1 protein-coding gene is annotated in these 600 nt (G+C 49.5%); it reads right to left on the reverse strand.

The features are described from left to right. Positions 1-600 (reverse strand): S8 family serine peptidase (locus tag R7O13_RS28815; protein WP_318305453.1); only part of this gene is annotated, 600 nt, incomplete at both ends.

The following is a 600-nucleotide window of genomic DNA, read 5'->3' on the forward strand; positions in this document are numbered from 1 at the left end:
CGGCGTTCCCTGCTGCGCTCACTAACAACACGCCTTTCCCCCAAGCGTAGTTAACGGCATCATTTTCCGCTTGGCTATAACCGACTAAGCTAATCGGGTTGCCCTCTTCATCGATTTCATCAGAGCCATAACTCATGTTAATCACGTGGTAGCCGTTATCGGCAGCATAGGTGATCGCATCAATAGAGGAAGATAGCGGGCATACCCCCGTCGCAGCGATAAGGAAGCAGCCAAAAAATGGATCGCAGCTATAAATCAGATATTCGTAGCACGTCTTCAGGTTGCCAACAGAACTGTTAAAACCGACCCCAGCAATACCAATACCGTTATCTGTCTGAGCCGCCGCAATACCTGCGACATGAGTGCCGTGTCCAACCACGTCCTCTAACGTATCACTTTGATAATCGGTGATGAACTTCTGCTGCTCAACACATTTTCCGTTCCCGAACTCAATGCTACTCACGCTATCCCCTGCCATACGACAATCAATACCGGAATCGAGAATTGCTATCTTGACGGCAGAACTACCTTTCGTCATATCCCAAGCTTCGGGAGCATTGATATCTGCACCAGGCAAGCCAGAGGCCTCATCCAGATACG

It is taken from the genome of Vibrio sp. Y176, assembly GCF_033438945.1.